This is a genomic window from Myroides guanonis (assembly GCF_900114085.1).
Taxonomy (GTDB): domain Bacteria; phylum Bacteroidota; class Bacteroidia; order Flavobacteriales; family Flavobacteriaceae; genus Flavobacterium; species Flavobacterium guanonis.
In genome coordinates, this window is record NZ_FORU01000006.1 from 17,993 (window position 1) to 41,924 (window position 23,932).

17 protein-coding genes and 1 tRNA gene are annotated in these 23,932 nt (G+C 31.6%); 12 read left to right on the forward strand and 6 right to left on the reverse strand.

Going from position 1 to position 23,932, the window contains the following annotated elements; genetic code table 11:
• Nucleotides 1-152 precede the first annotated feature (152 nt).
• The 3 genes from BM024_RS06585 to BM024_RS06595 all read left to right on the forward strand — a co-directional run bounded on the left by BM024_RS06585 (nt 153) and on the right by BM024_RS06595 (nt 1,834).
• Nucleotides 153-593 carry a hypothetical protein gene (locus tag BM024_RS06585; protein ID WP_090678674.1) on the forward strand — a complete coding sequence of 147 codons (441 nt, stop codon included), beginning with the start codon at nt 153-155 and terminating at the stop codon, nt 591-593.
• A 180-nt stretch (nt 594-773) separates the two neighbouring features.
• Nucleotides 774-858, forward strand: a tRNA-Ser gene (locus BM024_RS06590).
• Nucleotides 859-1,279: 421 nt separating this feature from the next.
• Nucleotides 1,280-1,834, forward strand: a complete 555-nt coding sequence (locus BM024_RS06595; RefSeq protein WP_090678779.1) for a hypothetical protein — start codon at nt 1,280-1,282, stop codon at nt 1,832-1,834.
• 360 nt (nt 1,835-2,194) lie between these two features.
• On the opposite strand, the gene BM024_RS13905 is transcribed toward BM024_RS06595, so the two are convergent.
• The 5 genes from BM024_RS13905 to BM024_RS06615 all read right to left on the reverse strand — a co-directional run bounded on the left by BM024_RS13905 (nt 2,195) and on the right by BM024_RS06615 (nt 12,677).
• Complete coding sequence (locus BM024_RS13905; RefSeq protein WP_394333271.1) at nt 2,195-2,404, reverse strand: integrase core domain-containing protein; 210 nt, start codon at nt 2,402-2,404, stop codon at nt 2,195-2,197.
• Between the two features lie 207 nt (nt 2,405-2,611).
• Nucleotides 2,612-7,756 carry a choice-of-anchor J domain-containing protein gene (locus BM024_RS06600; protein ID WP_090678675.1) on the reverse strand — a complete coding sequence of 1,715 codons (5,145 nt, stop codon included), beginning with the start codon at nt 7,754-7,756 and terminating at the stop codon, nt 2,612-2,614.
• A gap of 248 nt (nt 7,757-8,004) precedes the next feature.
• The gene (locus BM024_RS06605; protein ID WP_090678676.1) at nt 8,005-10,461 is read right to left on the reverse strand and encodes a TonB-dependent receptor; all 2,457 of its coding nucleotides are present in this window, start codon (nt 10,459-10,461) and stop codon (nt 8,005-8,007) included.
• Between the two features lie 367 nt (nt 10,462-10,828).
• A complete protein-coding gene (locus BM024_RS06610; protein ID WP_090678677.1) occupies nt 10,829-11,563 on the reverse strand; it encodes a LytR/AlgR family response regulator transcription factor in 735 nt (244 codons plus the stop codon).
• A complete protein-coding gene (locus tag BM024_RS06615; protein ID WP_090678678.1) occupies nt 11,553-12,677 on the reverse strand; it encodes a sensor histidine kinase in 1,125 nt (374 codons plus the stop codon). Before BM024_RS06615 ends, BM024_RS06610 begins: the two co-directional genes overlap by 11 nt.
• A 462-nt stretch (nt 12,678-13,139) precedes the next feature.
• Here BM024_RS06615 and BM024_RS13700 point away from each other — a divergent pair, with 462 nt between their 5' ends.
• The 3 genes from BM024_RS13700 (at nt 13,140) to BM024_RS06625 (ending at nt 16,036) form a co-directional block, all read left to right on the forward strand.
• Nucleotides 13,140-13,316: a hypothetical protein gene (locus BM024_RS13700; protein ID WP_177190175.1), complete on the forward strand. Its 177-nt coding sequence runs from the start codon at nt 13,140-13,142 to the stop codon at nt 13,314-13,316.
• Between the two features lie 693 nt (nt 13,317-14,009).
• A complete protein-coding gene (locus BM024_RS06620; RefSeq protein ID WP_090678780.1) occupies nt 14,010-15,188 on the forward strand; it encodes a S41 family peptidase in 1,179 nt (392 codons plus the stop codon).
• A 317-nt stretch (nt 15,189-15,505) separates the two neighbouring features.
• Nucleotides 15,506-16,036, forward strand: a complete 531-nt coding sequence (locus BM024_RS06625) for a hypothetical protein (RefSeq protein ID WP_090678679.1) — start codon at nt 15,506-15,508, stop codon at nt 16,034-16,036.
• A 201-nt stretch (nt 16,037-16,237) separates the two neighbouring features.
• Here BM024_RS06625 and BM024_RS06630 read toward each other — a convergent pair whose 3' ends face one another.
• Complete coding sequence (locus BM024_RS06630; protein ID WP_090678680.1) at nt 16,238-17,245, reverse strand: PDDEXK nuclease domain-containing protein; 1,008 nt, start codon at nt 17,243-17,245, stop codon at nt 16,238-16,240.
• 3 nt (nt 17,246-17,248) lie between these two features.
• On the opposite strand from BM024_RS06630, the gene BM024_RS06635 reads away from it, so the two are divergent.
• From BM024_RS06635 to BM024_RS06660, 6 genes are all read left to right on the forward strand, one after another.
• A complete protein-coding gene (locus tag BM024_RS06635; RefSeq protein ID WP_090678681.1) occupies nt 17,249-17,839 on the forward strand; it encodes a hypothetical protein in 591 nt (196 codons plus the stop codon).
• 711 nt (nt 17,840-18,550) lie between these two features.
• Nucleotides 18,551-19,306: a LytR/AlgR family response regulator transcription factor gene (locus BM024_RS06640; RefSeq protein WP_090678682.1), complete on the forward strand. Its 756-nt coding sequence runs from the start codon at nt 18,551-18,553 to the stop codon at nt 19,304-19,306.
• Between the two features lie 5 nt (nt 19,307-19,311).
• Complete coding sequence (locus tag BM024_RS06645; RefSeq protein WP_090678781.1) at nt 19,312-20,307, forward strand: sensor histidine kinase; 996 nt, start codon at nt 19,312-19,314, stop codon at nt 20,305-20,307.
• Nucleotides 20,308-20,488: 181 nt separating this feature from the next.
• On the forward strand, nt 20,489-21,454 hold the full coding sequence (gene bla / locus BM024_RS06650) for a class A beta-lactamase, subclass A2 (protein ID WP_218148706.1): 966 nt from the start codon (nt 20,489-20,491) through the stop codon (nt 21,452-21,454).
• A gap of 236 nt (nt 21,455-21,690) precedes the next feature.
• Nucleotides 21,691-22,305 carry an outer membrane beta-barrel protein gene (locus BM024_RS06655; protein ID WP_262493023.1) on the forward strand — a complete coding sequence of 205 codons (615 nt, stop codon included), beginning with the start codon at nt 21,691-21,693 and terminating at the stop codon, nt 22,303-22,305.
• 103 nt (nt 22,306-22,408) lie between these two features.
• The gene (locus tag BM024_RS06660) at nt 22,409-23,518 is read left to right on the forward strand and encodes an alpha/beta hydrolase family protein (RefSeq protein ID WP_090678684.1); all 1,110 of its coding nucleotides are present in this window, start codon (nt 22,409-22,411) and stop codon (nt 23,516-23,518) included.
• Nucleotides 23,519-23,932 lie beyond the last annotated feature (414 nt).

Below are 23,932 nucleotides of genomic sequence, written 5' to 3' on the forward strand. Positions count from 1 at the left end.
CTAAAAACAGTATAACTAGGGGTATTGATAGGACTTTTCAATCTTCATATAGAAGTTATTGTATGGTTTTATTTTAAGTTTACTACTTTAGTTATAAAGTTTGTACTCAATATTGTTTTCTTAATTCCAATAAGAGATAATTTCTAATAATTATGAAGGGAAAAGTAATTGTATCAAATCGTATTTATTTAATGCTATTGTGGTGTGTCTTTGTGGTATCCTCTTTTTTAGTAACTACTATTTCGCTTTATGAATTTAAAGATACTATTTCGGTTGATTTAGAGACTAGTTTTTATAACAGTGTCTTAAAAACAGCATTAGTTATAAGTGTTTTTTATATGCCTATAATCTTGTTGATTAGAGGTGTGAAAGGAAGAAGTTTGCGAAATCTATTAAGTTGTGTTTGGATTAGCTTTTTGTGGTTCTTTCAGGTGCTTGTTGAATTTAGTAATCGAGTGGCAGGATGGAGTACTTTTTCATTATCTGAGTCAATCGTTGTTTCTTCTTCATATAGCTTTAATGTGATATTAATGGCTTTGTTGTTTTATGTTTTGAAATTAAAGCTAGTTCAAAAGCGCGTTAGGGTTAAGTAGTATAAAAGTAAAATAAACAGATAAACATTTTTTTTAAAAATGTTTTAAGTGTAATTATTTAAAGATAAGAGTTTTGTAGATTTATTTTAAAAAAGGAGATTAAAAAGTTTTAAAAACCTTTGCGCAAGAAGAATAAAGTTCTATATTTGCACTCGCAATACAGAACGATATCGTTCGTTTGGAGAAATGGCAGAGTGGTCGATTGCGGTAGTCTTGAAAACTATTGACTGTAACAGGTCCGGGGGTTCGAATCCCTCTTTCTCCGCAAAGAAAAACCGATAGTGAAAACTATCGGTTTTTTTATGCTCAAAAGTTATTGAGAGTCTCACTCTCTGAATAACTTTTGAGCATAAAAAACATAAGAAGCGCTAGCTTCTTATAGGTTTTTCTTTGCGTCCATTACCCCACTAGGAACACCGAAGCTGGATCAATCTCAAAAGTTGTGTTTATGCAAATATTTTGGTCAATCTGAATAAAAAGAAATCTTTGTTTCGACTGATTTCTGCTAAGATTGAAGCTTAATTTTAGAACCCGTAAAAGCCAATTACATTGACTTTTTTCTTAAATTTAGTCAATTAATAAGCTTTTGTTCTAAGTAGCGTTGAAGTGAAACTTTTGCTTTCAATTCCCGCCACTTCGCAAAGCCAAGTCCTGTAATGCGTAATCGCTCTAAACTCCGTACACAAATGAATTTTGAAATTGAAAATAATGGTGAAGTTTCTAAAGAATTTTTAAACTTAGGAATTTCAAATTTTAAAGAGGCTTGTAATTATATTTCACAAATCCAATACAAACGTAATTCAAACAAAAATGATGTTTTATGCATCTTTAAAGATAAAGTAGGAACTTGTAGTACAAAACATTCAATATTGCGAAAATTAGCTCTTGAAAATAATCATCAAGAGATTAAGCTTATTCTTGGAATATTCAAAATGGATAAAGATTACGCTCCAAAAATAAAAAGTACATTAAGTCAAAATCAGTTAAATTATATTCCTGAAGCACATAATTATTTGAAAATAGAAAATCAATGTTTTGACTTTACGAAACCAGATTCGAAATATTCAGATTTTGAAAATAAATTATTAGAAGAACACGAAATTGAATTTGATCAAATAAATGAACATAAAATAGAAATCCATAAGAATTATTTAAGAAATTGGATTATAAATTATCCTCGTTTCGATTTAGATACAATTTGGAAAATTAGAGAAAAATGTATTTCTGATTTACAAAACTAAAATTGCGACTACACATAACACTGTATTTATTAAATATACATATTGGAGAGAAATTTAAAAAAAACTCTCTTTTCTCTCAAAATCAATTATTAAACAGTATATTTAATTCAGAATCAAACGATTCAAATCGTAGTTTAAAACTTTCGGAATAAGGAGCTCACCATAATTCAAAAAAGTGAACATTCCTATTTATAAAGCATACAGTATACAAGAGGCTAACCCTCTTTCTCCGCAAAGAAAAACCGATAGTGAAAACTATCGGTTTTTTTGCGTCTCCTAATTTCAGTTTCTAATGAAAAGTCCTCTAATATAAATCAAAGCTCATATAATTTGCCTTGTTTTAAGCTCCTCTAATAGCTCTTAAGTAAGAGGTTGGTAGCAATCTGAAATTCCTTTAAAACGACTATTAGTGGACTTTATACTGATGTTTATACTTCCTGTAGAACTTAATTCTTTAGGAGATTTATTTCCTAAAGAATTATGAGGTTGATTAGAATTGTAAACTGCTCTCCATTTATTGGAGAGCTTTTGTAGTTGATATGTGAGATTAAATGTTATAGCTCCTCTAATGAAATAATTAAGTCAATTTATAAAATCATTTTGCATAGGTTTTATGGGTTTGGTGTAGCCTTACTCGAAAAAGGAATCATTCTAAAATATTTACTAGAACTATCTTTTTCAAGTTTCTTCATTCTAAAAATACTTTTTATAAAATCTGTACAATCAGAGTCCTAATGATTTAATTCAATAAGTTGTAAAACAGATCTATGATTTTTATTATCTATTAATTTGTACCCATCCCGAATGTTCTTTATCATATGTTTTAACCAGATAGTAATATGTTCCATCTGGCAATGGATTTCCTGAGTGATCTTGTCCCATCCATTGGTTCATATAATTAGCACCATAACTGTATACTTCTGTCCCATAGCGATTGTAAATTTTTAAGCTCTCGACTCTATGTAAGGACAAATCAAATGCATCATTGATTCCATCTCCATTAGGAGAAATCCCTTTTTGTATAGGACACTCTTCATATTGAATAGTATAACTACTCTCATCCACACACAAGCCATCTTTTGAACTCGCATATACATAGATAGTCTCTGCTTTAAATCTTTGTGTTCCTGGTAGTAACTCAAATCCTGAACCACCTGGTCCTGTAAAATATTTATTGTTATTAGATAGAGGAGCCAATATATGAATTCCGCAAGTTAAAATCTCATCTTCAAATTTATCCGCTATAACAGGTTTTGTGATGTTTACTTTAAACGAGGTTTCTTCATAGCATCCTTCTTTGTTATTTACTTGTAATAGATAGATGGTATGCTCTCCTGGTTCTTTTAATACATCACCTGTTTTATACTCAATACCTTTTCCTCCAGATTCGGTATAATAGGATTGGTTGTCTTCTGGTTTAGGAAATACATAGCTAGCACAAATGATTACATGTTCTGGAGTTTGTGGGACTTCTCCTTTTTCAGGTATTATTTGAAATTCAAATATTTCGTGACAGCCTGTTTTAATATTCTCAATTTTCATGAAAATACTAATAGCCTCATTTGTTTTTAATAGTTCATAGATTACGTCAATTGCATTAGTATTCGATTTCGCATCTAATTCAGAATCAAAATAAGATATATTGTAATCATTTCTATCAGAATCACTAAACATTCCTTGCTCCACAATAGTTAGATCTAAGAACTGTTTTTTCAAACTAAATCTACAAAATGATAAATCATTAGGTTTTTTAACGATGCTTGAAATTGGTGGAAACACCTCTACTTTAACAGTTCCAATGGTCTCACATTCTAAACCTAGATATTTAACTTTAATGGTATATTCTCCATCTTCACTAATTTCTAAATTTGGACTATCAGCTCCCTTTATTATATTACCATCTTTATACCACTCGATTTCTACAGGTAAATCATCATTCGGTGTAATGCCAGAATAAATAACACGAGATTCATTTGCACATAATGCTTTTCCATTCTCTATTGTTAGATCACCTCCTAAATCAATTGTTCCAATATTAAAACTACCTGCGTTTATAAATACGGCAGATGCATCTGCTAAGAAAGGACAAAAATCTGCAATTGCTAATTTAATTCGATATGTTTTTCCCGGTTTTACATATACTTTTTCAGAACTCATTGGGATTGTCATTCCAGTATAGTTTATGGGCGCTAATAGAGGATTGTCTTGATTATTAGCATAATGTTTATTGTAAAAATCTGCATTAATATTTTCACAACTCGCACCAGATTTATCACGATCTCTAATAGAAGAGATGGCAATTGGTTCTTGGGTTCCAGGTACCAAAGCAATATTTTGACCTTGGCCAGTTCCTATTTCTGTTAACCAAGCAGCAAATAAAGCCCCTCCAGGATTACAAACAACTGCGCAAGATGTGTTAAAACTATCAGAGGCAAAAATATATTCAAACTTAATAGAATCGCGTATAGGTACAAAATCAAATTCTAAAACTGCAACCGCTTTATGACTACCGAAACCCGTTCCTCCAACATTGTCAATAACATCGTTCAAATCGGGATCTCCTGACCAAAATGGTAAACGAGGTTTAAAAGAACCAAATCCACGATAAGGCCCAGCTATATAATCACTATCATGAGTCGCAAGAACGATTCCCTCTTCGAAAGGAAAATCAGATTCTCCTTTATTAAAATATCCTAACGTAATAATAGAACCTGTTCCATCACCAGCTTGGTATTTTACATTAGAAACTAAATCACATTCAGAATTTATTAAAACGTTTCTTACAAGATGCTCAGCAGACGCTTGATCAATACTTTTGGTTATTTCTATAGGGCCTTTTTCAGAGGTGGTTAAACAGACATCATAAGTTACATTTATCTTCGACATTCCCAATCGAATGTAATACTTCTTTCCTGATGTTAAATTAAAAAGTACTCTTGAGTATTTACCGTCATTTAAGAGAGACTCACAAAGTATAGGTACAACAAAAGAAGTAGAGATAGTAGCACAATCTTGTTCATATAATGCTAAATAAATATTCTTGTCGAACTTTCCTTCTAGGCTGATGATGTTTTCTAAATCAAACTTATGATCTGTAGCAGTAGCAGTGAACTCATACCAGACATCTACCTCAGCTTCCCAAAAACAATCAGGTTTATTAGCAGAAGACATGGTAGCACCAGTATTAGATCCAGGCACAGTAACAATACAATCTATGCCTTTGTTAACTGGAATTGTAATAGCTCCTGAACACTCATCACTTGCTCCAATTTTTGTTCCTGTTTTTAGAGGTGTTCCCCATTCGCTAAAAGAATCTTTAGAGCATTTAGCTCTAACATAAATAGTATATCCAGCTCCTTCATTTAAACCAGAAATCGTAGCTTCGGGTTTTCCAGTTACATTGATTTTTTGAATGGGAGTCGCTGTTTCATCTTCACCGAGTTTAACAACAATAATTTCCCATTCTGCAATACCATCATCTTGTTGCCATTCAATATCAAGTGTTGAAGACGTTCGGTCTACTAGTGTTAAGTAATAAGGTTCTTTACACGATTTTACTTCTTTAATAATCACATTATCAATAGAAAATAACACCGTTTTTTGCGATAGTATACGCCATGCGATATTTCCTTGAGCAGGAGCTGTTTTAAAAAAGACTACTTGTTCTTTCCATTCTGTATTACCATATGTTTTTTGAGGAACCAAAACGGTATTAAATTTAGTAGCAGACTTTCCTTCAGAAGAATATAAAACATCTAAAACAGCATCAGAAGTCCATGAACTAGATTTGTAGTGATATTTTAAAACATAATCTCCGCCATTCATAATCAAAGTTGGTGAAATAGCTAAATCGTTATTGTTAATTTCAGCATAGTTGCTAAATGAGAGAGAGCCATCGCCTTCAAAACCTTCTGAGTAATTCACGTCCCAACTATTAGAATCAAGATTAGCATTAAGCATTTCCCAACATCTAACCGTTTTTAAGTCCCTATTAAATCCATCTACGAAAGGTATAGTATAAACATCACAAGTAGTAACAAACACATAAGGTCCAGACCAAACACTGTATGTTCCATCACTACAAACGGTTCTAACATAAAACTCATAATCGGAATTTGGTTGTAGGGGTAAGCCAGATTGTTTTTTGTCGATAGTTACTTCTTTATTAGAAGTAAGCGTTCCATTTCCTATAGGTTTTCCATTTCCTGCATCTTGAACATAATATTCCCATTTTGTAGCCATAAAATCATCTGTCCACAGAATAGTAGCCTTATTTTTTTCAACATCTTTAATTTGTAGTCCCTGTGGTTCAGGGCAGTTTTCAACCACATCCACAAAAATATTGTCTAAATATATACTCTTAGCACCAACACCTTCTGTATGCCATGCAAAACGCACATCACCTCCATAATTAGTTACAAAAGATGTTTGTTCTATATAGCTATCCTGTTTGTAAGCTTTGTTAGCAACAATAACTTTGGTAAAATTGTTAAGTTTACTACCAGAATTAGAAGCTAATACTTCAAAATTATTATTCGCATTATAGCTGTTCGTTCGAAAATGATATTTAAGTCTATATATTTTTTTTGAATCAAAAGCAAAAGTAGGACTCAAAAGCCAACTATCTGTATTTACTATATTTTCATAGTCATAAACACCCAAGCTAATACCGTGACTTCCTTCATACTGCATATATTCTAGTAACGCCCATGGATCTGTGAAATCCCAACATTCAATAGTTTCAGAGTCTGTATTGAATCCTTCCCAAAAGGGTAGTGCTACTGTATCGCAAAGTGTTCTGAATACAAAAGGTCCAGACCAATAGCTATAACTCCCATTTCCACAGTCTGTTCGTACATAAAATTCATATTCTTTGTTTGAAAGTAATTTTACTCCATTATACATTTCAGTAACTGCTACCTCTTTTTTATTTGAAGATTCACCTTTTCCAGTAGGTATAGGTCCACCGATATCTTGTACCCAATATTCCCATCCTGTCGCTTTAAATGCATCCGTCCAGGTTAATGTTGCTCCATTTTTATTAAAGTCTTTAGCTCCTAAATGTAACGGCTCAGGACAATTAATAACCTCTTCTACAAATACATTGTCAATTTTAATACCACCACCATCTATAGCATGCCATGCAATAGAGGCATCCGTAATGCCTGTGAGAAACACTTTTTGCTCTAAATAAGTAGTATTTGTATAGGGGGAATCTGGTACCAATACAGTATTGAAATCTGGTATTCCTACTCCTCCAGTAGTTGATAGTAGTACTTCAAATCGATTAATATAATAAGCTCCAACAGAATAATGATATTTGAATCTATATACTTTCTTAGGATCTAATAACAAACTTGGGGAGATTAACCAATCGTCGTATGGTCCCGATCCATTTAAAGACATAACCCTATCCCCCTCATATTGTGAGAAATCCTGAGTTTTCCATATTCCATTCCAATCAGTAGCATTATTGTTATTATCCAATATAACCCAACAAGCAAGCGTTTTAGAATCCTTATTAAAACCTTCCCAAAAGTTTAAGGATACATTATCACATGGAGTTCTAAAACGAATAGGACCAACCCAATCACTAAATTTGTTGCCTAGGCAAATTGATCTAACATAAAAATCGTATTCTGTATAAGGTTTCAAATTGCTACCTCCAACACCATTAGTAGCAATTATATTAACAGACTTTGACCCAGTAATATATCCACTTCCAACAGGTGTTCCTTCCCAGGCTTCATTAACAAAATATTCCCAAGAACTATTCTGATCATCTTTCCAAGTAACAGAAGCAGTGGTTGGTTTTATATTACTGACAATAACTTTTTTATCAGGAGCTATACAATCAGCTGCTTCTTTTCCCCATGAGAAATTCATAAAGAGCAAAACAAGTAAAACAAAGTAATTTTTCATTATAATAATTTTTAAATTATACCAAATATTCTATTTAAATGCTGATCTTAAACTTAAGATAAAGCTTCTAAAAACGCTTAATTCTTTATAAATATAGATGTATCAAATTACCTTAGGGAAATTTTAAAATACAACTATTACTTTGCATTCGCTCATTATGTTATTTATCGTTGGATCTAACTACATAATAGGTTCAATCTTAAAGAGAATTTCTAAAGTCATCTTGCTCTTTCCATTCTTTTACATAATTAGCTTTCTATATCATTTCCTTGATTAGACTCTCCTTTCTTTTGATCATCATTCTTTATTCCACGTTGCTTGTTTGTTTTACTTTTAGAATCCGATTGACCAAAATTGTAACTAAAGGAAATTCCAAAAGAACGGAACGGAAGCTTCATTTTACTAGTTTGAGAATAGCTAGGAGAATTTACTTGCCATTCAAAATTCTTATTTTCAGAGAATGGATCTGTTATGCTTAAACCAATAGAAGCTTTTTTATCCATAATTTCTTTCTTTATACCCAAGGTCCACATACTAAATGCAGGAGCTGTTCCTTGAAAAGTACGTTTAGAAGAATTCACCATGAAAAATGATTCAGCTGTTATGGAATTATCAAATTTGTAGCTAGCGTTTATAAATGCTCTGTATACTAAGTAAATCTCGTCTGTTTGAGAACTCAAAGCATTGTTAAACGAATTTCCTTTTGCTTCATATGTAAACAAACTGATATTACTTCTCAAAGTCAAATTTTTTAATGGAGAAAAGGAAACAAACAAATTAGTTCCAAAGGATTCGTTAGTTCCGATATTTTCAAAAGTGGTTAATGAAATCGGCTCTCCTGGAATAGTTGTATTATCTATTTGATTTAGGCTTTCTATTACATCTATTGTTTTGCGATAGAAGAAGGATGCGTTAATCATCGCTCCTTTAATAAAAGTTGAATATCCCAATTCAATATTATGAGAAAGCTCTGGCTTTAATTCAGGATTTCCTTGTTGTTGAACAATGGGATTAGATGTATCTCTAAAAGGATTAAGATAAAAAAGACTTGGTCTTTGAATACGTTGATTATAGCTTAGTTTCAAAGATGAGGTTCTATTTAATTTTCTTGATATTACAGCACTTGGTAATAAATTGGTATAGTCATTATTGAAAGCCTCTATACCGACTGTTGGCTCACCTTCTAAAATAGTATGCTCCATTCTAACTCCCGCTTTTACCTGGTAATTTTTCGAAAGGTCAAAACTATATGTCATATATCCTGCTATTACATCTTGATTATATTTAAATTCATAGGATCTATTATCTATAAATTGATAAAAACCATTTAGAAATTCACGTATATCTGTTTCACTTGAAATGTCTCTCAGAATGGTTTTGGCTCCTACTTCTAGAGTCGTTTTACCTATGGGTTGACTATAGTCTACTTGAAAAGTTAACTCGTCATTTTTACCACTGTTTATTCCTAGTTCATCTGTACGCAAACCTTCTTCATACACGGTAGTATAATCTGTATCGTTATTATTTCTTGAAAATTGTCCTGAAAAAGAAAGTTCATGGTTAGGGTTAGAAAACTTTCGGGTATAATCCGCCGACCAGTCAAAACCGTTGATTTTAGTTTCTTGATCTAGATTTGAAATCAATGAGTTAATTGCATTGTTTGAATATAAAAAGTTTGAATTAGTAAATCCATCCTTACTTGTTTCAAATGTATTCGTAGAAAAAGTAGTAGAAAATAAATCTTTGTCCGATAAATCATAATCTACACCTAAAGAACCTCTTAAACCAGAACGAGTAGTTCTATGTTTAGACTTTTGCTCTATTGTTGGATTTCCAGATGCATCAAACTGTTCAAACTGGTTAGTAACGTCTTGTGGCCACATATAATTTCCACCTAAATTAACCACTACTCCAAGTTTACCTTTTCTTACATTAACACTTGCATTTCCGTTGTTATGTCTAGTTCCGATTCCTCCAGAAATGGAACCATAAACACCAGCAATATCTTTTCTTTTAGTAATAATATTAATAATACCCGACGCACCTTCAGCATCATACTTAGCAGATGGACTTGTAATAACTTCAACACTTTTTATTTGATCAGCTGAAATCATTTTCAAGGCATCCCCCATATTATTAAGCATCATCCCCGAAGGTTTTCCATTAACTAATATACGGACTCCTTGATCTCCTGGTAAAGAAACATTTCCATCAATATCTACTGAAAGCATTGGAACCTTGCGTAAAACATCTATTGCGTTTCCTCCAGCAGATGTTACATCTCGTTCTGCATTATAAACCAATCTGTCTATTTTATTCTCAATTATTGGTTTATCAGTTTGAATTATAATTTCTGAAAGTGCTTCCTTGCTAATATTTAGAACTATAGATTCTAAATTGTTTTTACCTGGTTTTAAAGTATAATTCAAGTGTTTTTTAGGTTCATAACCGATAAAGCTAATCGTTATATCATATACCCCTAAATCGAGGTTCTCTAGTGAAAACTCACCTTTCTCATTAGCAATAGTACCATTTATTTTTTCAGTATCCTCTACTGAAATTAGAGAAATAGTTGCATAATAAACCGCTTCTTTACTGAGTGAATCAATCACTTTTCCTGTTAATTGAGCTTTTGGGCTTTGAGCTAAAATAGTATTAGAACAGATTATTGATAGAAAGATTGCAATGGTTTTTAAATAATTCATTTTTTGTTAGCTATTGATTTTAGTGTTAAAGGATATAATAGATTTATGTACAGACTATAATGCTTTGATAAATTAGCTATCATCTTAAATAGGCGTACGTAATACGGCGTGACGTTATTTAGATAATAAAAGTGAATCAAAGGTTGCTGCCTTAAACAAACATCAGCAATTAGTTCTGTGTGAGAAAAAAAAATAGACGAAGTGGTGTTTTTTAGGATTGAATGCAGCTATTAATAGTATTAACAAAAAATATAATAAAAATTAAAACGGCGTGTCCAATAATGCTATTGCTTAAACAGGCACTTTGAACAAATATGTGCTAAAAAATGTTATTTGTGGTTAAGTAGCAATAGAAGAAGGTGTGTTGTTATTTTATCCAGAGATTAACAAAGTTATTGTATTCATCCCTATAGGTAGTTCCTACTGGAATTGTCTTGTTACCTATCTTGACACTGTTTTTTAAAAGTGCGTCTACACAGGCAAATGATACAATATAAGACCTATGAATTCTTAAGAAACCATGATGAGAAAGTTTATCTTCTAATTTTTTTAAACTGATTAAAGATAATATTGCATTGGAGTGATTGTTTAGATGTATTTTAACGTAATCTTTCAATCCCTCTATGTACAATATATTGCGTATTTCAACCCTTGTGATTTGCGAATCTGTTTTAATAAAAACATAATCTTGATTATCTTTCGGATTATTATCAGGTACTTCAAAATTCTGTTCAATTCTTCTTCTCACCTTAGACGTTGCAATTATGAAATCTTCATAATTAAAAGGTTTTAATATATAATCTATAGCTTCAACACGATAACCTTCCAAGGCAAACTCACTATAAGCCGTTGTGAAAATAATATAAGGTTTGTTTTTAACATTACTAGCCATTAAAATTCGAGCAAGCTTTATACCTGTTAAGCCTGCCATTTGAATATCTAATAATAATAGTTGAACTTCATTAGATTGTATATAATCTAAAGCATCTATAGCGTTATCAAATGCAGCAACGAGTTCTAAAAAAGGGGTTTGCGAGACAAATGAACTCACCATATTTAAAGCTAAGGGCTCGTCATCAACTGCGATACATTTAATCTTCATTTAAATCAATTTTCAAAAGCACGTTAAATTCATCATTTTTTGTTATAGATAGAGAATATTTATTCGGATATAATAATTCTAATCTACGACGAGTATTATCAATTCCAATCCCATGTTGATTATCATCAAATCTTTCATCTATAACATTTTCGAATACCAAGTTTTTTGTATAAAATACAACCATGAAATCTTCTACTTTTAACCCAATGGTAATTGGGCTGTTTGATTGTGCACTTACTCCATGTTTGAAAGAATTCTCTATAAATGGTAAAAATATCATAGAAGCAATTTTTAAATCAGGAGATTTTATATCAATAAAAAAATCGACAGATACTCTTTTAGGAGATCTCATTTTCATTAGATCCACATAACTATTGATAAACTCAACTTCCTTAGAAAATGTGTGCGTTTGGTCTGAGATGTCATATAAAAGGTGACGCATTATGTTTCCCAATTTTTTAATAGCCATTCTCGATTCTACTACATTAGTATAAGTCAAAGCATTAATAGTATTGAGCGTATTAAAGAAAAAGTGTGGATTAATCTGAGATTTTAAAAAGGAAAGCTCCATTTCCAACTTGTCTTTTTCTAGTTTTAATCTAATATTCTTCTCACTTTGCCATTTCTTTATTAATATCCCAGCGATATTTACACCTAAAATTAATATTTGAATAAGAAAGATATAAAAGAAAACAGAGATTGTTTGAGCCCAATGGTTTTGTTTATTTCCATTTTCTTTTATGGCTTTTTGAATTTCCTCCGAAAGATTTAACCATTTTCCAGACTGTTTGAGCAAAAATACCATTAGAATGCATACAAGGCATAAGATAAAATAGTATTGAAAATATTTTTTTTGAAATAAGAATTTTGGAGCCAACCATTTTGTATTCAGAAACAAAAGACTAAGTAATAAAAGAAAGAAAACAATTTGATTAACCCAATACACAAATGGTAATCGCATTCCATAGGAGAGAGGTATCATTAAAAATATTAATATACCTATTAGTGCAATCCCTACTAAATTGGTTACTTTACTTTGATTTGTCATCTTTACTTCTACTGATACTAAATTCAAGAAAAAAGTTAAATCTAACAAATTTTGTCGACCAGACATTCTTTTTAGTCGATGAGCGTGATTGTTTTCTCGATGAATTTATTATTTCTAGATAACCAATTTGAATTTTCATATCGCTTCAACGCTATTTAGGGACGTTCACTTTTTACCGTTACTGTTCACGCATCACTTTTCACTACTTTCAGTCTCTAATGAAAAGTCCTCTAATATAAATCAAAGCTCATATAGTTTTCCTTGTTTTAAGCTTATCTAATAGCTCTTTAGACAAAGAGGTTAATTGTCCTTTAAAACCCCTTTAAAACGATTGTTAGTGGCTTTTATGCTGATGTTTATACTTCCTGTATAACTCGTTTGTTTAAAAGAACATAGATACTAAATCCAAAAGATTATTATCAAATGAGACATTCAGATAGTTGGATTTCAAGTAGCTTTGCTTATGATTTTAAACGATTTATTGATGTATACTACAATGTGTTATTTAATACCCAAAATGATTAAAATATGGAACAAAGAATTATATTATTAAGTGTGTTATTATTTACTTTAGGTTGTACACATGGTGGTTATAAAAACTATAATGACCTATTAGAGGTGAAAACAGGAATGAGTTATAATGAAGTTGATATTATGAGCCAGGATTTGGTGCATCGGATGATTACAAGGTTATTTTTAGCATAAAAGATAGTATAGTAGTGGATGTTGAATATGGGGATTAAAGTACTTATTCCTAATGGATGATTAGTAAAAAACAAAAAACATTTTTTTCACCAAACAATTCAGGCAACTTTAGCCGGATAATTGTAGTAAATTTTCGGTAGAGGGTTAGTGTGAAAATTCTGCTTGGTTTTTAACTCAAGCAGAATTTATTTATATATTTTGAGGCAAAGACATCAGTGACTTGAAAAAGAGATATCTTTAAACTTAAAAAGCTCAAACCCTCAAAAATCTTATTTCGTCTCACGTTTCTGTAATTCAAATCACAAAAATCACAGTTCAGACAATTTCAGTCTCCTGTCTCCAATTCTCTGTCTCCCTATTGAAAAGTGACATAATCTCCTTTCAATCCTCTCAATTCCACAATCTATCAAGGCTTGCAAGTCCTTAGTTTAAAGCCCCTTTTAGGACATATTTTTTTATTTCGTATTGATTAGTTTAACATAATTTCTTTCTCTAAGTTAGCGGAAATTTAAGAAATATGTCTGCTAACGAACTGCACTTTTCTTCTGATTTAAGATATAAATATAATAACTAAGAATTTGACGAAATAAGGATATAGAGGGTGGTTTTACGAAACTCCGCCATATTTTGTTTCGCGAAAAAACAATGTTATTAGCAATTTTAGAACAAAACTCACGTATGAACATAAGACTCATGACAAAATTAATTTTACTTATTTTATTTTTCGCTGGAAACACGGTTTTTGCCCAAACCAAATATCAAAAAGATTTCATTGAATTTTGGACATACATCGACAACCATTATGCTTATTTAGAACAACAAAATATAGATTGGAGGAAAGTCAAAGAAATTTATGAACCTCAAGCGGAAAAAATCACAGATGAGCATGAATTTATTCAGTTCTTAGAAAAAGTTTTGAACGAATTGCACAACGGACATTCTTCGCTTAATACCAACTTAAATTCGTCTAACAGATTAATTCCTTCTGGTTCGGATTTATATATTGAAAAAATCAATAATAAATATTTAATCAAAGATTTGCGTAAGGGCTTTGGTACAGATTTGTCTGGTCTGAAAATTGGAATGGAGGTCACACTTTATAATGGAAAACCAATCGAAGTGCAATTGGAAAAGTTTCTTCCAAAATTTACAGATAAGGCTAATCAAAAAATGTATCAGTATGCTCTCGATATGCTTTTCGCAGGAACTCACGACACCAAAAGAGAAATTACAGTAATTGAAAATGGAAAAGAAAAAACCTATTTTCCTATTACTTACGGAAACAGAGATGAATTACTATTCACTAAAGTTTTGAATAGAAACACAGCTTATATCAAAATCAATAATTCTTTAGGGAACAATAATTTAATCGCAGAGTTTGACAAAGCATTGGACAGCTTGTTTCAATATAAAAATCTAATCATTGATTTAACAGAAACGCCTGGAGGAGGAAATACTACTGTAGCCAGAGCTATAATGGGAAGGTTTACAAACAAACTTCTACCTTACCAAATTCACGAGTTTGACGAAAACCAATATCAAACCAAAAGACATTGGGTTGAATATGTAACGCCAAGAAAAGAGATTTATAAAGGTAACGTCTTTGTATTGGTTGGGCATTGGACAGGAAGTATGGGAGAAGGAATAGCAATTGGATTTGACGGAATGAAACGAGCTAAAATTATTGGAACTCAAATGGCTGGACTTATTGGAGCTATTTCAAATTTTCAATTAAGGGAAACAAAAATCGGATTTCAATTTCCGACAGAAAGATTATATCATATAAACGGAACACCAAGAGAAAATTTCGTACCTGAAATACTCACAAAAAATAGTGAAGAAACGATACAAAAAACTAAAGAAATTGAATAAAGAAACTACAGCTATGAACTGTCATTTAGGTTGTGAAAATTTAATCAGTTAGGTATCTAATGATATTTATAATCCAGTTATTTACGATAATTAGAAATTGAGTTAAAAGCTATATAATATATTATATATATTCAGATCTAGGAGTTTTTTTGTGGAGGTTGTTTGTCCGGTTCTGTAAATATGATGTGATAGAAGAGTAATCACAGAAGCATTGGGCTAGAAATATATCCGTATTAATAATGGTATTTATTGGATTGATAGGCTTGTCTGTAGTGTTTTTTGAAAATTGAGAAATCAATAAATAATTTTAATAGCTTATGTATAGAGTTTCTATAATACTTATGTTCTTGTTTTTGGTGGTTTCATGTAAAAGCTCAATAGGTGTGGTTGATTTTGATTATTCAGGAGAGCCTAATTATGATAATTTCTATTTAGTAGATACAATTAAAATAGAAGAACCCATTGTAATCAGTTCTGAGAAATTTGGTGGTCGCTATATTATTTCTCGAGCAACTTTAGAGAAATATGACAATAAAAGGGAATTCTTCAGTAGACCTGATGTTTTTGTTTATGGCGATGATTTTTATCAAGTATTGCCATATAAAGAACATACTAGATATGCCTACCCTAAATACGATGAGTGTGATAAGTTTGTCCAAAACTTCGAGATAATTAAAGGATTGTATGTGTATTCTTTCAAACAAGATTCGTTAACATTCTTACTAGGATTTATCAACGCTAATTATTATTACAAAACACATAGTGGGTTTCATGTAAATATTCCTGATTATCGAGAATATGATTACAAAAGAAATTTTTACAAAATAGTTTTTCCTTATTGTAAATAAATTGCTTAAATATAATAGTGGGTATTTCGGTCTGACCATATCAATGTGGCACATGCGTGTGCCACATCCTGTCCATTGTGGAAAACTAAGGTAAAATTGTCTGTAATCTCGTAATGTTCTTGCACTAAAACCCTTCCCTAAAACTTGTGATAAATTTTTAAGAATGTATTTTCCAGAAACTGCTATTTGTTTAAATGAATTTTATTGGTTCTCTCTTTGTATTAATCTATTTTTTGCTTGTTGGATAGATAAATGTAATTTGCTTTCTAGCAGTTTCATATCGGGTAGTTTTGTTAAGTATTCTCCTATTTTTATATTGCTTTTATCTAGCTGTAGGAGTTCGACGTGTTCTTCATTCTTATTTGAGCATAAGATTAGACCTATCGGTAAATTTTCTCCGCTAACCATTTCATGTTTCTCTAACCAACGTAAATATAATTCCATTTGTCCTTTGTGGGCAGCTTCAAATTTCCCTAGTTTAAGTTCAATAGCGACTAGACATTTTAGACGTCTATGATAAAAAAGAAGGTCAATATAATAGTCCTCATTATCTATAGTGATGCGTTTTTGTCTCGCCATAAAGGCAAAGTCCGAACCTAATTCAATTATGAAGTTTTGTAATTCAGCAAGTATCGAAGTTTCAAAATCTTTTTCGGAGTAGGTGTCTTTAAGTCCTAAGAAATTCAAAAAGTAAGGATCCTTAAATACTAAATCCGGACTTATTTGCCGTTCACTCTTCAAAAGATCTAACTCTTTCACTATGGTTTCATCAGACTTTTTACTTATGGCTGTCCTTTCATACAACATTGAGTTAATTCGTTCTCTGAATGTGCGAACGCTCCATTTTTCTAATACACACATTTCAATGTAAAACGCTCTCTTGATGGGATCTTCTATAGGAATCAGAGCAATTAGATGTGTCCAACTCAATTGTCGTATCACTGATACGACAATTTCTTTTTCAGGAAATGTAGATGCGAATTGTAACATTCTGCGAAGGTTTTTTTCCGAAAATGAACTACCATATTCTATTGCTAATTGACCAGATACTAGTGCGATAATTTGTTTGCCATAAGTAGCACGCTTTTCATCTAATATTTCTTGATTTATACGTTTCCCAATGCTCCAGTATAGTAAACTCATAGAAGAGTTTACTGAGATTGCTAGTTCTTGTTTACTGGTAGCTATTAATATTTTTAAGTCTTCAATAAGATGATTGCTTCTATAGGTTTAATCTTTACTATATATAAATTATATAGTAAAGATAAAGATGCACAGAAACAAATAGATAGTCTTAATTCCACATCATTAAGGTTAAAAGAATTAGTCGAAAATCAACAACAAGAACTAAATGAATTAAAAGAAATAGCTTGCAGTTTGAACCTAATGGCGATTAATGATGGAAAGCGTTTAGAAACTAGTAGAATACCAATTATAACGATTAAAACTGCTTCGCCATTACTTGGTTTAGGTTGTAATCATAGAATTGAAATAATAAATACAAATAAACTATGTGATCTAATAGAGTTTGAAGTTTTAGGACTTTCAAATCCTATCAAAGACAACATTATTTGTAATGAGGGTACACATTATTTAGCATTGAACTTTAATGAAAATGTTACAGATTTATTACAGTTGATTATTAAATATAACACTTATACTGGTACATGTTACTACCAATTTGTGACTTTAATGAAAAATACGAGTCATACTCTCTTATCAGTATCTCCTTCATTTATATATACTGAAGAGATATATAAAACAACGGAAGCTTTTAAAAATAAACTAACAGCCTTTAAGTAATAGATATTTAGAATACTTTATCTATTACTATTTATTATATTTGATTTAGAATCAAACGATTCCAATCATAGTTTAAAACTTTCGTAATAAGGTGCTTACAACAATTCAAAAAAGTGAACCTCCCTATTTATAAAGCATACAGAGTAAAAGAGGTAATCCCTCTTTCTCCGCAATAAACACTGATAATTAGTCAGTTAAAGTATAAACACCCAATTTTACACCCAAAAATGTAAAGTTGGGTTTTTTTATATCTTTTATTTAAGTAAATTAGTGTAATATTTTACGAGATATAGATTTACATAATTACGATGTAACTGTTTCGTAAAAAAATAGGATCAATCTCAAAAGTTGTGTTTATACAAATATTTTGGTTAATCTGAACAAGAAGAATTCTATGTCCTTTACCTCTCTAAATTGGATCAAGATCAAAAGTTAGGATTAAGTGAAAATTTTAGATAATCTAAATAGGAAAAGCCTCAATATACATCAGTTAAATAAGCCCTACCTCGCACCATCCTTTAGGTTAGTAATCTATAAAGATTCATATAGTAATGGAGGTATATAAAGCAATTTATCAACAAACTACTTATAATGTGGTAAGATCATAAAATTATTTGTTTCCGAATTGAAAAAATATTGAATGACATTAGTAGAGGCCTAAAATTCTATTATTAAGGCAACAATCCGTATTTTTGTAACAAACGATGGGATATGAAATACCTAATAGTAGAGGATGAACGGTTTGCATACACGGAATTAAAGCGAATGATGGAACGGTTACGTCCCGATTATGTATTAATCGGACGAACAGAATCTGTAGCGGATACGATCCTATTTCTTGAAAATAATCTCGTAGAACTAATAGTATTAGATATTCGTTTAGCCGATGGAAATTGCTTTGAAATATTTGAAAAAGTTCAGGTTTCAATACCGATTATATTTACCACTGCCTATGACGAACACGCTATTCAGGCTTTCAAATATAACAGCATCGATTATCTATTAAAACCTGTAGAAGAAGACGCTTTATTAGTTGCTTTGAATAAATTAGAACGACACTATGGGAGAAAAGAGGCGGCATTTGATTATAAAAAATTAGAACAGCTGTTATTGGGTAACCAGAAGAAAAACCGTTTCCTTGTTCAAATCGGCGACACCTATGACTATATCGATATAAACGATATAGCTTTTTTCTACAGTGAAGAAAAAATAGTTTTTCTACATACATTTTCCGATAGAAAATATATTATCGATTATACATTAACCCAAATAGAATCACAATTAGACAGAAAAATGTTTTTTCGGGTTTCCCGCAATTGCGTTGCTAATATTACTTCTATAAAAAAAATTAACAAATACTTTAACAGCCGTTTGAAGCTTGCCTTTCACCCCATTTGTCCACAGGAAGTTTTGGTAAGTCGTGAGCGAGTTTCAGATTTTCTAAAATGGATAGATGGATGGAATTGAAAACGATGAAAAAGATAAACAAAGAACATATTTTTGCTTTCGTAATCATAGTGATTACATTATTGGTTGTATTTTACTATGTTTTTCAAACATTGACCGGAAAAGAAAAGAATTTTACCCAATTCATTTTAATAAATCTACTCCCCTGTACATTTATTACAGTTATTGATTTTCTGATTGTTCACACAATCTATAAATACTTAAAAGTACGCAATATCTATCTTCATGTTACATTAGATTTGTTGATATCTTCTGTATTTTCAGTTTTAGTGGTATTTCTTATAAACTTTGCATTTAGCGGATTTTCTACATTTAATAGCAACCCAGAAATTCTTAAATCTTCCATTTTCATAATTCTTTGGAACAGCATTGTGGTGTTGCTAATTGAAATTTTCTTCTATAGCCAACGACAAATTGATGCAGAAAAAACAATTGCTATTATTGAAAAAGAGAAAATTCAGTATCAATACGAAACATTGAAAGCACAAATAAACCCTCATTTCTTATTCAACAGCCTCAATGTTTTGGCATCCTTAGCTTATGAAGATGCAGAGAAAGCAAATCTATTTACCAAAAAAATGTCAAGTGTATATCGTTATGTATTATTGACAAGTGAACGCCCTACGGTTACCTTAAAAGAAGAACTAGCATTTTTAGATGCCTATGTGTTTTTAGAGAAAATTCGGTTCGGAAATAACCTACAAATATCACTTATCAATCAAGCTGATTTAAGTAAAGAAATAATCCCTGTAAGCCTTCAATTACTAGTGGAAAATGCTGTAAAGCACAATATTGCTACCGTTAATAAACCATTAACCGTTAAAGTCGAAATAACCGAGAATGAGATTACGGTTTCCAACAATCTTCAACCTAGAGCTAGTGTTGAGGGCGGCGGTATTGGGCTAAAAAATTTACAGAAACAATATGCATTAAACAACAAAGCAATTGATGTACTAAAAACAGAAACGCAATTTATAGTAAAATTACCTTTTTTGGATTAAATACTGTCTTTGAAGTTCTATGTTACATCTAGAGTTCATTTTTGATTTTATTAGATATCTCTCATCTGCGCTGCAATACACCTCATCCTAACAATAATAAACTTCGTCGGAAAGCACTTCGCTAAATTTTTTCTAATAACGAGTTTTGCAGTGTATTATTCATTCAAAACACAATTTTACGATGAGAAAGCAAATAAAATTATCAGTTGTTGCTCTAGCAGCATTCTTTATGGTTTCAGTTTCGGCAAATGCCCAAGAAAAAGTATCTATAGGGATTAAAACTCAAGCCAATTCAACATGCTATAAGATTGAGAAGTTACGCGATAGTATTGAAGCCATACTAAGAAACAAAAATGCTGTTGTCGGTGTAGCTATCAATGGAATGAACGAAAGCGATTCGTTAAGCATCCACGGTTCTAGACATTTTCCTATGCAGAGTGTTTTTAAATTTCCGATTGCATTAACAATGTTATCAGAAATTGACAAAGGTAATTTTTCACTTGGTCAAAAAGTAGCTATTCATAAAAATGAACTTTTACCAGATCTCTGGAGTCCAATTAGAGACAAACATCCAGAAGGGGCAACTTTAACTATTGCTGAAATTTTGAGGTACACCGTGATGATGAGTGATAATGTAGGATGTGATGTTTTATTAAGATTACTTGAGAAACCTGAAGTGGTAGAGAACTATATTCACAAGAAAGGTTTCAACGATTTTGCAGTTAAAATCAATGAAGAGGTCATGCAAAATAATTGGGATCTGCAATTTTTAAATTGGACAACACCAACAGAAGCAAACAACATCCTTCGAGTATTCTATGAAAATATAGGGAATCAACTTTCTAAAAGAAGTTATGATTTTATTTGGAATGTAATGAAAGAAACAGAGACAGGGAAAGACCGCTTAAAAGGTCAATTGCCGAAAGGAACCATTGTTGCCCATAAAACAGGCTGGTCTGGTATTAACAAAGAAACCGGGGTTTCTGCTGCTGTAAATGATATTGGGGTTGTTTTTCTCCCTAACGGAAATCACTTTTACATCAGTGTTTTCGTTGCCGATTCAAAAGAAGACACGGCGACTAATGAAAAAATCATCGCAGATATTACAAGATTAGCTTGGGATTATTTCATTAACAATGGAAAATAGGAACACTGTTGATCTTACCGACCCTTTTAAACTATCCGTCAAATTTAACAATCATTGATAGCTTTTCATCTGCGCTGCAATACACCTCATCCTACCAATAATAAACTTCGTCGGAAAGCACTTCGCTAAATTTTTTCTAATAGCGAGTTTTGCAGCGTATTATTCATTCAAAGCACAATTTTACAATGAGAAAACAAATAAAATTATCAATTATTCATTCAAAGCACAATTTTACAATGAGAAAACAAATAAAATTATCAGTTGTTGCTCTAGCAGCATTCTTTATGGTTTCAGTTTCAGCAAATGCCCAAGAAAAAGTATCTATAGGGCTTAAAACTCAAGTCAATTCAACATTCTATAAATATGATTCTGAGAGTATCTATTCCAACAGTTCACAAGAAATAGGTGGTTCTGCCGGTGCATTTTTAAAATATGATTTTAACAGCTGGTTTGCCCTTCAAACTGATTTGATCCTTCACTATCGAAATTCTGAGATGGAAAACAAGCTCACCAAGAAAAAATCCACGTTGGAATCTTATGACTTAGAACTACCTGTTTATGCAGTCTTTCAGACCAAACTCGGTACTGGTAAAATATTTGTAGGCCTTGGCCCCTACATAGGTTACGGAATACAAGCTAAAACTGGAGATGTGGATATGTATGATAAGGATGTAACAGGAAAAAAACCTATGAAACAACTCCATTATGGAGCTTCTGCTATCCTTGGATATGATTTTGGTCATTTTCAAATCAACGCTTCTTATATATCTCAAAACGGAATAGGGTCAATGAAAGAGACTTCTCCGCTAAGACGTGAATCATTGGGTTTAGGCATTGGGTTTAGCTTTTAAATTTTACTAGGAAGTTTCCTATTTTCTTAGAAAATCAATATTTTTAATTTCAATTGTTGGTCGTATAAAAAGCGACCAACAATTGTAAATAATACTTATCCGAATGAAAAAAGTAATTCTTATACTAATAGTTAACCTAATTTCTGTCTTCTCAATTTTTGCACAGGAAATTAAACCAAACAGACCTCAAGAGCCCCAAAAGCCCTATCTCTATTATTCAGAGGATGTTATCTTTAAAAATAAACAAGAGGGAATCAATCTTGCAGGAACTTTAACACTCCCACAAAAGGATGGTGTTTTCCCAGCCGTTATTTTGATAAGTGGTAGTGGTCCCCAAAACAGGAATGAGGAATTGGCAGGACATAAACCCTTTCTAGTATTGTCTGACTATCTTACAAAAAACGGAATTTCTGTATTGCGTTACGATGACCGTGGAACAGCTTTTTCTGAAGGTGACTTCAACAAGGCCACCTCTGTAGATTTGGCAACTGATGTAGAAAGTGCCCTAGCTTACCTAAAAACCAGAAAAGAAATCAATTCTCAAAAAATAGGATTAATAGGTCATAGTGAAGGTGGTTTGATAGCTCCTTTAGTGGCTTCAAATTCAAAAGACGTTGCATTTATTATCATGTTGGCAGGTCCGGGTATTCCAGGAGACGAAATCCTTTTAATACAACAACGTTTGATAGCAGAAGTGTCGGGAACCAGTCAGAAAAAAATAAAGGCAACAGAGAGAATGAATAGAAAAATCTTTGACATCGTAAAAAAAAATGCGAATACTTCGAATTTACATACGGAATTAAGAATAAATTTAGAATTGTTTTTAAGTCAAAATCCAAGCTTTAAAATACCTGATGATATGTCCAATGACGAGTTTATCGACTTACAAATCAAAACCTATAATACACCATGGATGCAGAATTTTATTAAGTATAACCCTGAAACCACATTAAAAAAAGTAAGAACTCCAGTTTTAGCTCTAAATGGAGAAAAAGATTTGCAAATCACACCTAAAGAGAATTTAAGAGCAATGAGAAAAGCATTTCGAAAAGCCAAAAATAAAAATGTGACAATTAAAAAATTACCTACTTTAAATCATTTATTTCAGGAGTCTGACACAGGTTTGCCGAACGAATATCAGCTTATTGAGCAAACTTATTCACCTATTATGCTAGAAGTGGTATTGAATTGGATAAACCTACAGACCATGTAAATTAAAAAAAGCTTTCTGACTCCCTATGGAGGTTCAACCTCCACAGGAGAATCGAATCAATTCTTTGCTTTGAGATAAAACCTTTTCCTCCTTGTTGTGAATCTCTAAAAAAATGTTTTTTAAAAGAATATTATTTAATAGTTAGTGATTTTGAGAGGACTATTGATTTCTAGCCAAGTATTCCTCAAATGAATCACTAACTTAGTAAATACAAATGAAAATTTCCTCCAAGGTGGGTGGAACTTGGGGCTTTTTATTTAAAGTCTCAACGCCAGAAATTTAGAATAATTTTTGAGGGATATGGTGGCATATCTGAACTTTACTTGCATAAGCACACATATTACCATGTTCTGTTGCAAAGGTTATAAGAAAGTTCGAACCATTTATTTACTTCAATTCTTTATCATTAATCTT

Bases quoted from the DNA above. Each gene is read 5' to 3' on its own strand.
- BM024_RS06640 (WP_090678682.1), top strand. From the start codon at position 18,551: ATGAAATACCTAATAGTAGAGGATGAACGGTTTGCATACACGGAATTA.
- BM024_RS06615 (WP_090678678.1), bottom strand. From the start codon at position 12,677: ATGTCTGGTCGACAAAATTTGTTAGATTTAACTTTTTTCTTGAATTTA.
- BM024_RS06660 (WP_090678684.1), top strand. From the start codon at position 22,409: ATGAAAAAAGTAATTCTTATACTAATAGTTAACCTAATTTCTGTCTTC.
- BM024_RS06610 (WP_090678677.1), bottom strand. From the start codon at position 11,563: ATGAAGATTAAATGTATCGCAGTTGATGACGAGCCCTTAGCTTTAAAT.
- BM024_RS06585 (WP_090678674.1), top strand. From the start codon at position 153: ATGAAGGGAAAAGTAATTGTATCAAATCGTATTTATTTAATGCTATTG.
- BM024_RS06620 (WP_090678780.1), top strand. From the start codon at position 14,010: ATGACAAAATTAATTTTACTTATTTTATTTTTCGCTGGAAACACGGTT.
- BM024_RS06595 (WP_090678779.1), top strand. From the start codon at position 1,280: ATGAATTTTGAAATTGAAAATAATGGTGAAGTTTCTAAAGAATTTTTA.
- BM024_RS06655 (WP_262493023.1), top strand. From the start codon at position 21,691: ATGAGAAAACAAATAAAATTATCAGTTGTTGCTCTAGCAGCATTCTTT.
- BM024_RS06600 (WP_090678675.1), bottom strand. From the start codon at position 7,756: ATGAAAAATTACTTTGTTTTACTTGTTTTGCTCTTTATGAATTTCTCA.
- BM024_RS06605 (WP_090678676.1), bottom strand. From the start codon at position 10,461: ATGAATTATTTAAAAACCATTGCAATCTTTCTATCAATAATCTGTTCT.
- BM024_RS06635 (WP_090678681.1), top strand. From the start codon at position 17,249: ATGATTGCTTCTATAGGTTTAATCTTTACTATATATAAATTATATAGT.
- bla (WP_218148706.1), top strand. From the start codon at position 20,489: ATGAGAAAGCAAATAAAATTATCAGTTGTTGCTCTAGCAGCATTCTTT.
- BM024_RS06625 (WP_090678679.1), top strand. From the start codon at position 15,506: ATGTATAGAGTTTCTATAATACTTATGTTCTTGTTTTTGGTGGTTTCA.
- BM024_RS06645 (WP_090678781.1), top strand. From the start codon at position 19,312: ATGAAAAAGATAAACAAAGAACATATTTTTGCTTTCGTAATCATAGTG.
- BM024_RS13700 (WP_177190175.1), top strand. From the start codon at position 13,140: ATGGAACAAAGAATTATATTATTAAGTGTGTTATTATTTACTTTAGGT.